Annotated in this window: 15 protein-coding genes; 5 read left to right on the top strand and 10 right to left on the bottom strand. The window is 67.3% G+C overall.

Annotated elements, in window-relative coordinates:
- Positions 1-2: 2 nt before the first annotated feature.
- The 6 genes from rlmH to AC1DT6_RS09360 form a co-directional block, all read right to left on the bottom strand.
- Entirely contained in the window at positions 3-473 is a 471-nt protein-coding gene (gene rlmH, locus AC1DT6_RS09385; protein WP_035859413.1) for a 23S rRNA (pseudouridine(1915)-N(3))-methyltransferase RlmH, read from the bottom strand.
- Between the two features lie 23 nt (positions 474-496).
- Entirely contained in the window at positions 497-1,255 is a 759-nt protein-coding gene (gene rsfS / locus AC1DT6_RS09380) for a ribosome silencing factor (RefSeq protein ID WP_477102450.1), read from the bottom strand.
- Positions 1,256-1,269: 14 nt separating this feature from the next.
- On the bottom strand, positions 1,270-2,031 hold the full coding sequence (locus tag AC1DT6_RS09375) for a nicotinate-nucleotide adenylyltransferase (RefSeq protein ID WP_441634394.1): 762 nt from the start codon (positions 2,029-2,031) through the stop codon (positions 1,270-1,272).
- Between the two features lie 10 nt (positions 2,032-2,041).
- Entirely contained in the window at positions 2,042-2,953 is a 912-nt protein-coding gene (gene hemF, locus AC1DT6_RS09370; protein WP_441634392.1) for an oxygen-dependent coproporphyrinogen oxidase, read from the bottom strand.
- Between the two features lie 198 nt (positions 2,954-3,151).
- A complete protein-coding gene (gene purD / locus AC1DT6_RS09365) occupies positions 3,152-4,420 on the bottom strand; it encodes a phosphoribosylamine--glycine ligase (protein ID WP_035859419.1) in 1,269 nt (422 codons plus the stop codon).
- A 104-nt stretch (positions 4,421-4,524) separates the two neighbouring features.
- Positions 4,525-5,250 (bottom strand): YebC/PmpR family DNA-binding transcriptional regulator, encoded by a 726-nt coding sequence (locus tag AC1DT6_RS09360; protein WP_035859421.1) that lies wholly within the window; start codon positions 5,248-5,250, stop codon positions 4,525-4,527.
- Between the two features lie 256 nt (positions 5,251-5,506).
- Here AC1DT6_RS09360 and AC1DT6_RS09355 point away from each other — a divergent pair, with 256 nt between their 5' ends.
- A complete protein-coding gene (locus tag AC1DT6_RS09355) occupies positions 5,507-7,054 on the top strand; it encodes a helicase HerA-like C-terminal domain-containing protein (RefSeq protein WP_477102449.1) in 1,548 nt (515 codons plus the stop codon).
- Positions 7,055-7,083: 29 nt separating this feature from the next.
- Here AC1DT6_RS09355 and AC1DT6_RS09350 read toward each other — a convergent pair whose 3' ends face one another.
- The 3 genes from AC1DT6_RS09350 to AC1DT6_RS09340 form a co-directional block, all read right to left on the bottom strand.
- A complete protein-coding gene (locus tag AC1DT6_RS09350; protein ID WP_081861985.1) occupies positions 7,084-7,230 on the bottom strand; it encodes a DUF3149 domain-containing protein in 147 nt (48 codons plus the stop codon).
- A 139-nt stretch (positions 7,231-7,369) separates the two neighbouring features.
- Positions 7,370-8,020, bottom strand: a complete 651-nt coding sequence (gene upp / locus AC1DT6_RS09345; protein WP_035859424.1) for a uracil phosphoribosyltransferase — start codon at positions 8,018-8,020, stop codon at positions 7,370-7,372.
- Between the two features lie 112 nt (positions 8,021-8,132).
- Positions 8,133-9,095 carry a Bug family tripartite tricarboxylate transporter substrate binding protein gene (locus tag AC1DT6_RS09340; RefSeq protein ID WP_035859426.1) on the bottom strand — a complete coding sequence of 321 codons (963 nt, stop codon included), beginning with the start codon at positions 9,093-9,095 and terminating at the stop codon, positions 8,133-8,135.
- Between the two features lie 392 nt (positions 9,096-9,487).
- Between AC1DT6_RS09340 and AC1DT6_RS09335 the strand changes: the two genes are divergently transcribed.
- From AC1DT6_RS09335 to AC1DT6_RS09320, 4 genes are all read left to right on the top strand, one after another.
- Entirely contained in the window at positions 9,488-10,498 is a 1,011-nt protein-coding gene (locus AC1DT6_RS09335; RefSeq protein WP_441632131.1) for a DMT family transporter, read from the top strand.
- 1 nt (position 10,499) lies between these two features.
- Positions 10,500-11,288, top strand: coding sequence for an SDR family oxidoreductase (locus AC1DT6_RS09330; RefSeq protein WP_035859428.1), 789 nt, complete (start codon positions 10,500-10,502; stop codon positions 11,286-11,288).
- A 99-nt stretch (positions 11,289-11,387) separates the two neighbouring features.
- A complete protein-coding gene (locus AC1DT6_RS09325) occupies positions 11,388-11,789 on the top strand; it encodes a methylglyoxal synthase (RefSeq protein ID WP_441632129.1) in 402 nt (133 codons plus the stop codon).
- Between the two features lie 86 nt (positions 11,790-11,875).
- Positions 11,876-12,850 (top strand): quinone oxidoreductase family protein, encoded by a 975-nt coding sequence (locus AC1DT6_RS09320; RefSeq protein ID WP_441632127.1) that lies wholly within the window; start codon positions 11,876-11,878, stop codon positions 12,848-12,850.
- Between the two features lie 10 nt (positions 12,851-12,860).
- Here AC1DT6_RS09320 and AC1DT6_RS09315 read toward each other — a convergent pair whose 3' ends face one another.
- Positions 12,861-13,154 carry a YkvA family protein gene (locus AC1DT6_RS09315; protein ID WP_045238646.1) on the bottom strand — a complete coding sequence of 98 codons (294 nt, stop codon included), beginning with the start codon at positions 13,152-13,154 and terminating at the stop codon, positions 12,861-12,863.
- Positions 13,155-13,304 lie beyond the last annotated feature (150 nt).

Raw genomic sequence — 13,304 nt, 5'->3', positions numbered from 1 at the left:
CTTCAGGCGCGATGGTACGGATGATTCTGCGTCACCGACCAGGCGCGGTAAAGCTGCTCGGCCAGCAGTACGCGCACCATGCCATGCGGCATGGTCAGGCTGGACAGGCGCAGCAGCGTCTGCGCGCGCGCCTTCAGCGCCGGATCCAGCCCGTCCGCGCCGCCGATCAGGAAGGCGACGTCGCCGCCTTCGCGCTGCCAGTCGCCCAGCTGGGCGGCGAGTTGCACGGTGGTGAGATCGCGCCCGCGCTCATCCAGTGCCACGATGCGGCATTGCTTGGGCAGCGCCGCCTCGATGCGGGCCGCCTCGCGCTGCATCACGGTGGTGGCGTTATTGCTCGACGAGCGCGCCTCGGGCTTGATTTCGCGCAGCTCGATGCGCAGCTCGGGTGGCATGCGCTTCGCGTACTCGGCGAAACCGGTTTCGATCCAGCCGGGCATCTTGTGGCCAACGGCCACGATCAGCAACTGCATGACGGGAAGCGGAGCGGTTCCGCTCAGGCCGAGCGGGTGGTGCGCTTGCGCGCGGCCGGTGCCTTGGTGGCAGCCGTCTTCGCGGGTGCCTTGGCGGCCGTTTTGGTCGCTGCGGTCTTGGTGGCGGTCTTGCGTGCCGCGCCGGTACCGGCGGCGGTCTTGCGCGGCGCGGCGGACTTGGCCGGCGCCTTGCGTGCCGGGGCCGAGCCCAGCGCGCTGGTCAGGCGCTTCTGTACGGTCGGGGCGCGGTTGGTGGCGATGGCGTCCGGATCGGTGTCTTCATGGCCAAGCGGCGGCGAAGGCTCTTTCATGCCTTCGGGCAGGCGGGCCAGGGCCGGGCGCAGGCCGGTGGCGCGGCGTGCGGTGCGCACCACCGGGCTGTCGTCCTCGTCTTCGCCGTCGATGGGCTCGCTGGCCTTGGCCAGGCCCTTCTTGGCGGTGGACAGCTTGAGCCGTACCGGCTTGTCGCCCCAGAGTTCTTCCAGGTTGTAGTACATGCGCAACTGCGGCTGCATGATGTGGACCACCGCGTCGCCGCAGTCCACCAGCACCCATTCGCCCGTTTCCAGCCCTTCCACCGCGACGATATGGCCGCCGGCGTCCTTGACGGTATCGCGGACCGAGGCGGCCAGCGCCTTGGTCTGTCGGTTCGAAGTCCCGCTGGCGATCACCACCCGGTCGAACAGTTCCGTCAGGTGGGTGGTGTCGTACACCTTGATGTCCTGCGCTTTGACATCCTCGAGGCCGTCGACGATGGCGCGTTGCAGTTTACGAATATCCATGGTGCTTTTTCAGTTCAGCTGAGATCGGTTTGGGGGCGGGCCGGGATGGGCAGATCCGACTGGGTCGGCCGATACAGGCCGCGGCTCGCGATGTAGTGTGCCACGCCGGACGGCAGCTGGTCATCTGCCGGTTGTCCGGCAGCCAGGCGTTGGCGTAGGGCGGTGGAGGAGAGGTCGACGGCTAGCGTCTGGTCGATCCACATGCGGCCGGAGGGCATGGATTGTATCAGGTCGGTGGACGCCCGCCGCGCGGCGAGCTCTTCCCGCACCGGACCATCGAGTTCGGCGAGGTCGAAACCGGGTCGCGTCGCCACGCAAAGGTGGACGTCGGCGAACAGTTCCTGCCAGCCATGCCAGGTGTGCAGGCGCAGCAACTGGTCGGCACCCATGAGCCAGGCCAGCGAAGCGGTGGGGCCATAGTGCTGGCGCAGTTCGTGCACGGTATCGACGGTGTAGCTGGGGCCCGCGCGATCGACTTCCATGCGGCTGGCATGGACCAGCGCGCGCGTGTCGGACAGCGCCTGCGCGGCCAGTTCGGTCATGGCGAGGCGGTCGGCGGCGGGGGTGACGTCGTCGCCTTTTTGCCATGACTGGCCGGTCGGGATCCAGACCAGTTCGTCCAGTTCGAGATGCTCGATGCAAAGCCTGGCCAGCGCCACGTGGCCGATATGGGGCGGATCGAAGGTGCCGCCGAGGATGCCGAGGCGGTAGGGGCGGGTGCGGTTGCTTGCGTCTGCCGCGTTGGCGGTGAGCGGTCGTGCAATGTCGTGTGCCATGGGGTTGCCGTCAGGCCCACTCGCGCACGGGCAGGAAGTCGGTGTACAGCGCGCTTTCCGCGCTGCCCGGCTCCGGCTGCCAGTCGTAGCGCCAGCTTGCCAGCGGCGGCATCGACATCAGGATCGATTCGCTGCGTCCGCCCGATTGCAGCCCGAAATGCGTGCCGCGGTCGAATACCAGGTTGAATTCCACATAGCGGCCACGGCGGTAGGCCTGGAATTCCCGCTCGCGTTCGCCATAGGGCGTATCCTTGCGCGCCTGCAGGATCGGCAGGTAGGCCTCCAGGAATGCATCGCCCACGGATTGCATCATGGCAAAGCTGCGATCGAAGCCCAGCGCGGAGAAGTCATCGAAGAAGATGCCGCCAATGCCGCGCGCTTCGCCCCGGTGCTTGAGGAAGAAGTATTCGTCGCACCATTGCTTGAAGCGCGGATAGAGTTCGCCGCCATAGGGCGCGAGCGCATCGCGGCAGGTGACGTGGAAGTGCCTGCAGTCTTCGGCGTTCCCGTAGTACGGCGTCAGGTCCATGCCGCCGCCAAACCACCAGACCGGCTCGGCGCCATCCTTCACCGCCATCAGGCAGCGCACGTTCATGTGCACGGTCGGGACGTAGGGATTGCGCGGGTGGAACACCAGCGAGACGCCCAGCGCCTCGAAGCCGCGGCCGGCCAGCTCGGGCCGGTTGGCCGTGGCCGAGGGCGGCAACGCGTCGCCGCGCACGTGCGAGAAGCCCACGCCGGCGCGCTCCATCACGGCGCCACCTTCCAGGATACGGGTGCGGCCGCTGCCGCGCAGGCGCTCGGTGGGCGGCTTCTCCCAGGCATCGGTGGAAAACGCCGTGCCGTCGATGGCGGCGACAGCGTCGGTGATACGGTCTTGCAGACCGAGCAGATAGGCACGGACTGCCTGGGAATCGATCATGGTGTGCGGGCGGGTGGCCGGAGCGGTGACGGCCGGGCAGGTCAGTTAACCTGCCCGGCCGTCATGGCGATGTCATGATTGTACTGGCTGGGACAACACTTGGCCGGATTCGGCAAATTCAGCGCAAAGCGCCGTAACGGGCCAAGAAATCGTAGTGAGCGGCCCGCCATGGGCCGCGCGGCGGATCTATTCGTCCCTTTACCGTTTGATGGCGCGGTAGCCGATGTCGGTGCGGTACTGCATGCCATCGAAGTGGATCTTCTCGGCCGCGCTGTAGGCCGCGCGTTGTGCTGCCTTGACGGTATCCGCCAGCCCCACCACGCACAGGACACGGCCGCCCGTGGTCAGCAGGGTGCCGTCCTTGAGCGTGGTGCCGGCGTGGAAGGTCACGCTTTCCTCGGTCTCGGCCGGGATGCCGGTAATGGCGTCGCCCTTGCGCGGAGCGTCGGGATAGCCATAAGCGGCCATCACCACGCCCAGCGCGGTGCGGCGGTCCCAGTCCAGTTCGATCTCGTCGAGCTTGCCGGTGACCGCGTGCTCCATCACGTCGACCAGGTCGGTCTTCAGGCGGGCCAGGATCGGCTGGGTTTCCGGGTCGCCCATGCGGCAGTTGAATTCCAGCGTCTTGAGGTTGCCTTCGGCGTCGATCATCAGGCCGGCGTAGAGGAAGCCGGTGTAGACGATGCCGTCCTTTTCCATGCCGCGCACGGTCGGCATGATGATCTCGCGCAAGGCGCGGGCATGCAGCGCGGGCGTGACCACCGGCGCCGGCGAATACGCGCCCATGCCGCCGGTGTTGGGGCCGGCGTCGTGATCGAGCAGACGCTTGTGGTCCTGGCTGGTAGCCAGTGCGAGGACGTTCCTGCCGTCCACCAGCACGATAAAGCTGGCCTCCTCGCCTTCGAGGAATTCCTCGATCACCACGCGCGCGCCGGCATCGCCGAGGCGGTTGTCGGCCAGCATCATGTCGACCGCGGCGTGCGCTTCTTCCAGCGTGGCGGCAACCACCACGCCCTTGCCGGCGGCCAGGCCGTCGGCCTTGATCACGATCGGCGCGCCCTGCGCGTCGATGTAGGCATGCGCCGCGGCGGCGTCGTTGAAGGTCTGGTAGGCGGCGGTCGGGATGCCGTGGCGCTGCATGAACGCCTTGGCGAAATCCTTGGACGATTCCAGCTGGGCCGCCGCTTGCGTGGGGCCGAAAATGCGCAGGCCCTTGGCACGGAAGATATCGACGATGCCGGCCGCCAGCGGCGCCTCGGGGCCGACTACCGTGAAATGCACGCCCTCGCGCTCGGCAAAGGCGGCCAGCACTTCCGGATCCGTCAGGGGCACGTTCTGCAGACGCTTGTCGAGCGCGGTGCCGCCATTGCCCGGCGCCACGTACACCACCTGCACCTTGGGCGACTGGGCCAATTTCCAGGCCATCGCGTGTTCACGACCACCCGAGCCGACAACCAATACTTTCATGATCTACTGCCAGAAAAAATGACGCATGCGAAATGCGAAAAGCGGCAGCCATGGCTCATCGAACCGCGCTGCCGCCGTGAGGCGAGGTCTTGCCCGATCCCGCCTTACTCCTCGATCACCGCGTTGGTGAAGACTTCCTGCACGTCGTCCAGGTTTTCCAGGGCGTCGAGCAGCTTTTGCATCTTGACGGCGTCGTCGCCGGAGAAGCTGACTTCGTTCTGCGGCTTCATCGTGACGTCGGCCATCTCGGCCTTGAAACCCGCGGCTTCCAGCGCGGCCTTGACCGTGGCGAAATCGTTGGGCGGGCACAGCACTTCGATCGATTCGTCGTCGTTGGTGACGACATCGTCGGCGCCGGCTTCCAGCGCGACTTCCATCAGCTTGTCCTCGGCGGTGCCGGGGGCGAACAGGAACTGGCCGCAGTGGGTGAACATGAACGCCACCGAGCCTTCCGTGCCCATGTTGCCGCCGTTCTTGGAGAAGGCATGGCGCACTTCGGCCACGGTGCGGGTACGGTTGTCGGTGAGGCAGTCGACGATGATGGCCGCGCCGGCCAGGCCGTAGCCCTCGTAGCGGATTTCTTCGTAGTTGGCGCCTTCCAGGCCACCCACGCCGCGCTGGATGGCGCGCTGGATGTTGTCCTTCGGCATGTTCGCGTCCATCGCCTTGTCCATGGACAGGCGCAGGCGCGGGTTGGAATCGGCATCGCCGCCGCCGAGCTTCGCGGCGACGGTGATTTCCTTGATCAGGCGGGTCCAGACCTTGCCGCGCTTGGCGTCAGCGGCGGCTTTCTTGTGTTTGATATTGGCCCATTTTGAGTGACCGGCCATGATTCTCTCCGAAGCGCAAAACGTTTGATGCGCGCGCCCTGACGGCGCGCGCCGGCCGTGCCGGGCGAACAACGGGTGATCGGCGGCACGGCTGGATGGTGTTGTGTGTCTGTGAGCCGGCCTGGGGGCTGGCTATAATCAGCCCAGCATTTTATCACGCGGCCCCGCCGCCGCCGGTCCCGCGATCACGGGGGGCGGCGCACGGGCGGGGACGGTCGCGGCGATGCCGCTGTGCTGCCTGCCAACCAGAGAAACCATGGCCGAACCCATCCTCATCGCCAAGAACGCCGAGCTCGAACTTGCCCTGCTGCCCGAGATGGGCAACCGGCACGGCCTGATCACCGGCGCCACCGGCACCGGCAAGACCGTGACGCTGCAAAGCCTGGCCCAGGGTTTTTCGCGGCTGGGCGTGCCGGTCTTCATGGCCGACGTCAAAGGTGACCTGACCGGCATCTCCCAGCCGGGCAAGCTCTCCGACAAGCTCAAGGCGCGCCTGGCTGACCTGGGCCTGCCCGAGCCGGCGTGGGGCGCCTGCCCTACCACGCTTTGGGACGTCTTCGGGCAGAAGGGCCATCCCGTGCGGGCGACGGTCTCGCATATGGGGCCGCTGCTGCTGTCGCGCATGCTGGACCTCAACGACACCCAGCAGGGCGTGCTCAACCTGGTATTCCGCATCGCCGACGCCAACGGGCTGTTGCTGCTCGACGCCAAGGACCTGCGCGCCATGCTGCAGTACGTGGGCGACAACGCCGGGCAGTTCACCACCGAATACGGCAATATCTCGGCAGCCTCGATCGGCGCCATCCAGCGCGGCCTGATGGCGCTGGAATCGCAAGGCGCCGATGCGTTCTTCGGCGAGCCCATGCTCAACCTGGATGATTTCATCCAGACCGAGAACGGGCAGGGCGTGGTGAATATCCTGGCCGCCGACAAGCTGCTGAATTCGCCCAAGCTCTACGCCACCTTCCTGTTGTGGCTGCTGTCGGAACTGTTCGAGAAGCTGCCCGAGGCCGGCGATCTCGACAAGCCCAAGCTGGTGTTCTTCTTCGACGAGGCGCACCTGCTGTTCAACGACGCGCCCAAGGGCCTGCTCGACAAGATCGAGCAGGTGGTGCGCCTGATCCGCTCCAAGGGCGTTGGCGTGTATTTCGTCACGCAGAATCCCGTCGATATTCCCGACACGGTGCTGGGGCAGCTCGGCAACCGCGTGCAGCATGCGCTGCGCGCCTTCACGCCGCGCGACCAGAAGGCTGTCAAGGTGGCGGCGACCACCATGCGCGCCAAGCCAGGCCTGGACCTGGAGAAGGCGATCGGGGAACTCGGCGTGGGCGAGGCGCTGGTGTCGCTGCTCGACGCCAAGGGCATTCCCGGCATGACGGAACGTGCCTGGATAATGGCGCCCGGCAGCCGGATCGGCCCCATCACCGATGACGAGCGCAAGCAGTTGCTGGCTGCGTCGCTGGTAGCCGGCACCTACGAGCAGGCGATCGATCGCGAGTCGGCCTACGAGAAACTCAAGGGCCGGGCGGTCGCGCCGGCGTCATCCCCGTCCACCGCCGGCAACGGCGCGCCAGCGCCCACGGCAGGCCAGCCGGAGCAGGCACCCGCACAGGGTGGCGGCTGGCTCGACCAGGCGGGCGAAATCTTTGGCGGGCTGACCAAGGGCACCGGCAAGACCGGGCGCGGCGATTCCATCCTGGAGTCGATGGCCAAGTCGGCGGCGCGCACGGTCGGCTCGCAAGTCGGGCGCGAGCTGATCCGCGGCGTGCTGGGCAGCCTGCTGGGTTCCGGCAAGAAGAAATAGGCGAAAGCCGGACGGCGCCGGCGGCCGGTTCAGCGGCGTTGCGCCGCCGCCTCGTCTTCCCGCATCTTGCGCAGGAACAGCCGGGTGAAGAACCACCCCATGCCGATGATGAAGCCAATGACGCCGAGGCTCATCAGCCCGGTGCCGGTGGTAAACAGGATCTTCAAGGCTGCCATCTGGGTCTCCCTGGTCAGGCACGGCACACCGGATCATGTGCCGTTGCCGCCAGTCTAGGCAGACCCCTCGCCGCGCGGGTTGAGGCGGATCAAGCCGGGCGCAGAGAGCGCGCGGCCTGATCCGTTTTCAAGGGAACGCTCAGTTCTTGGTCCCGAACAGCCGGTCGCCGGCGTCGCCCAGGCCCGGAATGATGTAGGCGTGCTCGTCCAGATGGCTGTCCAGCGAGGCCACGAACAGCTTCACGCCTGGGTGTGCCTTCTGGAAGACTTCCACGCCTTCCGGCGCAGCCACCAGCGCGACGAAGGTGATCGCCTCGTCCGCGACGCCGCGGCGCTTCAGCACGTCGACCGCGTGCGCGGCGGAGTAGCCGGTGGCGACCATCGGATCGCACAGGATAAAGCTGCGGTCTTCCACATCGGGCAGGCGAACCAGGTATTCCACGGGGCGATGCTGGTCATCTCGGTAGACACCGATATGACCGATGCGCGCCGAAGGAATCAGCTCGACCAGGCCGTCGCTCATGCCCACGCCGGCGCGCAGCACCGGCACGATGGTGAGCTTCTTGCCGGCAATCACGGGTGCATCCAGTTCGACCAGCGGCGTCTCGATGTGACGCGTGGTGAGCGGCAGGTTGCGCGTGATTTCATAGCCCATCAGCAGCGTGATCTCCCGCAGCAGTTCGCGGAATGTGCGCGTGGACGTGTCCTTGTCGCGCATATGGGAGAGCTTGTGCTGGATCAGCGGGTGATCGAGGATGTACAGCTTGGGGAAACGCGGATCTTGCTTCATGGCGGGTAGGCGGCTGGAGTGGGCGCGAAGGCCCGGTGCAGCCGGATTGTAATGGATGCGCAGCCGCGCGCCCCCGGCAGTGTCCCGGCCGGCAGCGCGCGGGGCCCGCCGCTCAATCCACCGAGATGCTGGCGCTCTTGGCGACCTTGCCGAATTTCTCGTACTCGGACAGCGTCAGCGACTGCAGTTCCGCCGCGCTCGAGCCCTTCGGGTTGAAGCCCGCCTGGACCAGCTTGTCCTTGACGTCCGCATTGCCCAGCGCCTCGACGAAGGCGGCATTGAGCGCCTGCACCACCGGCGCGGGCATGCCGGCGGGCCCGTACACGCCGAACCACGGCTCGACAGCGTAGCCAGCCAGGCCGGCCTCGGCCAGCGTCGGCACATTCGGCAGGGCGGGCGAGCGGCTCTTGCCGGCCACGGCCAGCGCGCGCAGCTTGCCGCCCTGGATGTGCGGCAGCGAGGCGGGCAGGTTGTCGAACATTACCTGCACATGGCCGCCCAGCATATCGTTGATGGCCGGGCTGCTGCCTTTGTATGGCACATGGGTAAGGCCCGCCTGCGTCATCTGCGAGAACATCGCGCCGGCCAGGTGCATCGACGTGCCGGTTCCCGCGGTCGCGTAGGTCAGGCCGGGGTGCGCCTTGGCATAGCTGACCAGTTCCGACACGGTTTTCACCGGCAGGCTGTTGCTGACTTCCAGCACGATGGTCGAGGTGCCGAGCAGGCTCACCGCGGTGAAGTCCTTGCGCGGATCGAATGGCACGTGCTTGTAGATATGCGGGTTGAGCGCATTGGTCGAGATCGCGCCGAAGCCGATGGTGTAGCCGTCCGGCGCGGCCTTGGCGACCGCCTCCATGCCGATATTGCCGCCCGCTCCGGGGCGGTTTTCCACCACCACCGGCTGGCCGAGCTTCTCGGCTACTTTCTGGCCGACGGTGCGCGCGACCAGGTCGGTGGTGCCGCCTGCGGCATAGGGCACGATAAAGCGGATCGGCTTGGCGGGGAAATCCGCGGCGCTGGCGGCGCCGGGCAACCAGCCGGCCGCGAGCGCGGCCGCCGCGGCCACGGCGGCCATCAGCGGGCGGGCGCCATGCTGGCCGGTCCGCGGCGCGCGACGATTGCCGCGGAAGGCGAAGCGAGGGGACACTAGGGAAAGGGGTGCTGCCGTCATGAGTGAATGCTCCTGGTTCTTCTTATTGGGCACGTGTCGCACGCGCCGAGCGGCGAGCTTACGGCAGTTTCAGGATGCCTGCCAGCGGCGCCGTCGCCGCCATCCGGTCGAAACCGGAGCCAGGCAGGAGAGGGTGCGTTGCATGGGGGATTCCTCAAGGAAGGTGACATCGCCCAGCGGCCGCACGCAGGGCAATGGGCGCCGGATGCAGTTGACTCTTTTCGAATACAATGGCTCGCGTCTTCAGCGGTCCGCCTTGCCCTCGGCGGCGCGCGGCCCTTCTATCCGGCTTTCCCGTGTCAGCATCCCAGCTCTCCAGCACCAGCAGCGTGTCTCCCGCCCAGCCGGCATCGCAGCGCGCCGGCCTTGCCGTGGCCGCCGTCGGCGCCATCCTCTTCTCCGGCAAGGCGATCGTCGCCAAGCTGATGTACCGCTACGACGTCGACGCGGTCATGGTCATCAGCCTGCGCATGCTGTTCGCCGTGCCGCTGTTCATGGCCATCGGCTGGTGGCAGTCGCGCCGGCTGCCGGCGCTGTCCTGGGCCGACCGTGGCCGCATCGTCTTCCTTGGCATCATCGGCTACTACCTGTCGAGCTTCCTCGACTTCCTCGGGCTGCAGTACATCACCGCAGGGCTGGAACGGCTGATCCTGTTCCTGACGCCATCCTTCGTGCTGCTGGCCAGCGCGGTGCTGTTCAAACGCAGCATCAGCACCCGGCAATGGCTGTCCTTGCTGCTTGCCTATATAGGCATCGTGCTGGTTTTCGCGCATGATCTCGACGTGAGCGGCAGCGGCGTGTGGCTCGGTGCCGCGCTGGTGCTGGGCAGCGCACTCACCTATGGCATTTACCTGATTGCCTCGGGCGAACTGGTGCAGCGTATCGGGTCGCTGCGGCTCGTGGCCTATGCGATGTGCGTTTCCACCGCCTGCTGCGTGGTGCAATACCTGGTGCTGGGACGTCCGCTGGCGGCGCTGTTGCAGCCGGCGCCGGTGATGTGGCTGTCGCTGGTCAACTCGGTGTTCTGCACGGTGCTTCCGGTGTCGCTGACCATGGTGGCGGTGGCGCGCATCGGCGCGCCGATGGCGTCGCAGGCGGGCATGCTCGGGCCGGTGTCCACCTTGTTTCTCGGCTTCTGGCTGCTGGGCGAGCCGATCACCGGCGTGCAGCTTGCCGGCAGCGCATTGGTGATGGGCGGGATATATTTACTGTCGGCGCGCCCCGGAGCCAAGGGGCGCGGCGGTGCGAAGGGCACGCAGGATAACAAGCAGGCGGGTGGCCGCCTCGATGACACAAGGAGTCGATGAGATGGATCTAGGATTGCGCGGCAAGCATGCGCTGGTGTGCGGCGCCAGCAAGGGTCTCGGTTTCGCCTGCGCCGATGCGCTGGCTGCCGAAGGCGTGGACGTGGTGATCGTGGCGCGCGGCGCCGAGGCGCTGGAAAAGGCGGCGGCGGACCTGCGCGCGCGCCACGGCCGGCGCGTGGTGCCTGTCGCCACCGACATCACCACCCCGGCGGGGCGCAAGCTGGCGCTGGACGCCGTCGCCAAGCTGGGCGACCTGGACATCCTCGTCAACAACGCGGGCGGGCCGCCGCCGGGCAACTTCCGCGACTGGGACCGTGATACCTGGCTGGCAGCGATCGATGCCAATATGCTGACGCCGATCGAACTGATCAAGGCCACTGTGGATGGCATGATCGCGCGCAAATGGGGCCGCATCATCAATATCACCAGCGGTGCCGTCAAGGCGCCGATCGACGTGCTCGGGCTGTCCAACGGCGCACGCTCCGGCCTGACCGGCTTCGTCGCCGGGCTGGCGCGCGAAGTGGCGCAGCATGGCGTGACCGTCAACAACCTGCTGCCCGGCCCGTTCAATACCGACCGCCTCTACAAGACCATGGAAGGCGGCGCCAAGCAGGCCGGCCTGTCCATCGAGGAAGTCGCGCAGCGCCGCGCCGCGTTGAACCCGAGCCGCCGCTTCGGCGAGCCGGCCGAGTTCGGCGCCACCTGCGCCTTCCTGTGCAGCCGCCAGGCGGCCTACATGACCGGGCAGAACGTCCTGCTCGACGGCGGCGCTTACCCCGGCACGTTCTGAGCGCCTGCCCCCCTCCGGGCGGTGGCAGTGCCGCCGCCCGGCGTGTTTCCCGCCGGGCCGCACCGGCCCGGCCTTTGCTGACTGGCCAGGATGACGCCGATGACTCCCCCCCGTATCGCGCTGATCGCGCACGACCACAAGAAAGATGACATCGTGGCCTTTGCCGGCCGCCATCGCGATTTCCTGTCGCGTTGTGAACTGCTGGCAACCGGCACCACGGGCGGCCGCCTGAGCGACGAAATCGGCCTCACGGTGACGCGCATGCTGTCCGGCCCCTGGGGCGGCGACCTGCAGATCGGCGCGCAACTGGCCGAGGGCCGCGTCGGCGTGGTGATCTTCCTGCGCGATCCGATGACGCCACAGCCGCACGAACCCGATATCAATGCACTGGTGCGCGCCTGCGACGTGCACAACGTGCCTTGCGCCACCAACGTGGCGACCGCCGACCTGTTGATCGCGGAGTTGCGGCGTCTATACCCGGAGCCGGGCAAGCCGGCCTGATCGTTTCCGCGCGTACCGCGCATGACATCGTTTGCCGATGCGCATCGATACGCATCGACAAGCATCAACAGGAACAGGAGCGAGACATGAGCAAAGCCATCCGCATTTTCGAGACCGGCGGCCCCGAGGTGATGCAGTGGGTCGACGTCGAGGTCGGGGATCCCGGCCCCGGCGAGGTCCGCGTGCGGCACGAGGCGGTCGGCCTCAACTACATCGACGTTTACTTCCGCACCGGGCTGTACAAGCAGGCGCTGCCGGGCGGACTCGGCATGGAAGGCGCCGGCGTGGTGGAGGCCGTGGGCGATGGCGTGCCGCACCTCGGCGTGGGTGACCGTGTCGCCTATGCCGGCCGCCCGACGGGCGCCTATGCGCAGGTACGGGTGATGCCTGCCGATATCGTGGTGCGCCTGCCCGATGCCATCTCGTTCGAGCAGGGCGCGGCGATGATGCTGCAAGGCCTGACCACGCAATACCTGGTGCGCGACAGCTACCGGGTGCAGCCGGGCGATACGGTGCTGCTGCACGCCGCCGCGGGCGGGGTTGGCCTGATCGCCAGCCAGTGGCTCAAGGCGCTGGGCGCCACGGTGATCGGCACCGCCGGCAGTGACGAAAAAGCCGCGCTGGCGCGCGCGCATGGCTGCGACCACACCATCGTCTATACCCGCGAATCGTTCGTGGACAGGGTCAGGGAAATCACCGGCGGCAAAGGCGTCGCGGCGGTCTACGATTCAGTCGGAAAGGATACCTTCAATGGCTCGCTGGATTGTCTGAAGCCGCGCGGCACCCTGGTGGTGTTCGGCAATGCATCGGGTCCGGTGCCGCCGTTCGATCTCTCGTTGCTGGGCAACAAAGGCTCGCTGCGCGTCACGCGGCCGACGCTGATGACTTACGTGGTGCACCGCGAACTGCTCGAGCCGATGGCGGCCGAACTGTTCGAAATGGTGACCAGCGGCCGGGTCCGGATCGAGGTGCGCCAGCGCTATGCGCTGGCGGATGTGGCACAGGCGCATCGCGATCTCGAAGGCCGCAAGACCACCGGCACCACGATCCTGCTGCCCTGAGCAGCGCGCGCTAGCGGGCGCGCACCGTAGTGGCGCCGGCGCGCGCCTCGGCCTGCCGCAGCACATGCGGCGGCAGGCGCTTGAGCATGAAGTGCACCGCCAGCGGAATCAGCACCACGTCGTCCACGATGCCCAGGCCAAGGATAAAGTCGGGAATCAGGTCGATGGGTGAAATGGCGTAGAGCACCAGGCCGAACGTGGCCGGCCGCAGCCAGGGCGGTGCGTCGGGATGGCGCAGCGCGAACCACAGCAGGCGGCCGTCGCGCCGCAGCAGCGTCCACAGTGCTGAAAATCGTTTCCACATGAGAAGCCTCCTTCACTTTGCACTTGCAGCGTGGCCAGGTCGGGCCACTCGCAGATAGCTTGGGCCAATCCACGGGGCTTCAAGTTCCGTAGGGGGAGTCCGGGCAGAGGAGGACTACGAGGAGGAGCGGCGGGGCCTGGCAGGCGACCC

This window comes from Cupriavidus sp. 01L45 (assembly GCF_056399885.1).
The sequence above is the reverse complement of the archived record's forward strand: the minus strand, read 5'-3'. Positions and strand labels throughout refer to the sequence as shown.

Coding starts and splice junctions, on each gene's coding strand:
- AC1DT6_RS09315 (WP_045238646.1), bottom strand. CDS start 13,154: ATGTGGAAACGATTTTCAGCACTGTGGACGCTGCTGCGGCGCGACGGC.
- hemF (WP_441634392.1), bottom strand. CDS start 2,953: ATGATCGATTCCCAGGCAGTCCGTGCCTATCTGCTCGGTCTGCAAGAC.
- AC1DT6_RS09355 (WP_477102449.1), top strand. CDS start 5,507: ATGGCCGAACCCATCCTCATCGCCAAGAACGCCGAGCTCGAACTTGCC.
- purD (WP_035859419.1), bottom strand. CDS start 4,420: ATGAAAGTATTGGTTGTCGGCTCGGGTGGTCGTGAACACGCGATGGCC.
- upp (WP_035859424.1), bottom strand. CDS start 8,020: ATGAAGCAAGATCCGCGTTTCCCCAAGCTGTACATCCTCGATCACCCG.
- AC1DT6_RS09330 (WP_035859428.1), top strand. CDS start 10,500: ATGGATCTAGGATTGCGCGGCAAGCATGCGCTGGTGTGCGGCGCCAGC.
- AC1DT6_RS09320 (WP_441632127.1), top strand. CDS start 11,876: ATGAGCAAAGCCATCCGCATTTTCGAGACCGGCGGCCCCGAGGTGATG.
- AC1DT6_RS09325 (WP_441632129.1), top strand. CDS start 11,388: ATGACTCCCCCCCGTATCGCGCTGATCGCGCACGACCACAAGAAAGAT.
- AC1DT6_RS09360 (WP_035859421.1), bottom strand. CDS start 5,250: ATGGCCGGTCACTCAAAATGGGCCAATATCAAACACAAGAAAGCCGCC.
- AC1DT6_RS09375 (WP_441634394.1), bottom strand. CDS start 2,031: ATGGCACACGACATTGCACGACCGCTCACCGCCAACGCGGCAGACGCA.
- rlmH (WP_035859413.1), bottom strand. CDS start 473: ATGCAGTTGCTGATCGTGGCCGTTGGCCACAAGATGCCCGGCTGGATC.
- AC1DT6_RS09350 (WP_081861985.1), bottom strand. CDS start 7,230: ATGGCAGCCTTGAAGATCCTGTTTACCACCGGCACCGGGCTGATGAGC.
- AC1DT6_RS09340 (WP_035859426.1), bottom strand. CDS start 9,095: ATGGCCGCCGTGGCCGCGGCGGCCGCGCTCGCGGCCGGCTGGTTGCCC.
- rsfS (WP_477102450.1), bottom strand. CDS start 1,255: ATGGATATTCGTAAACTGCAACGCGCCATCGTCGACGGCCTCGAGGAT.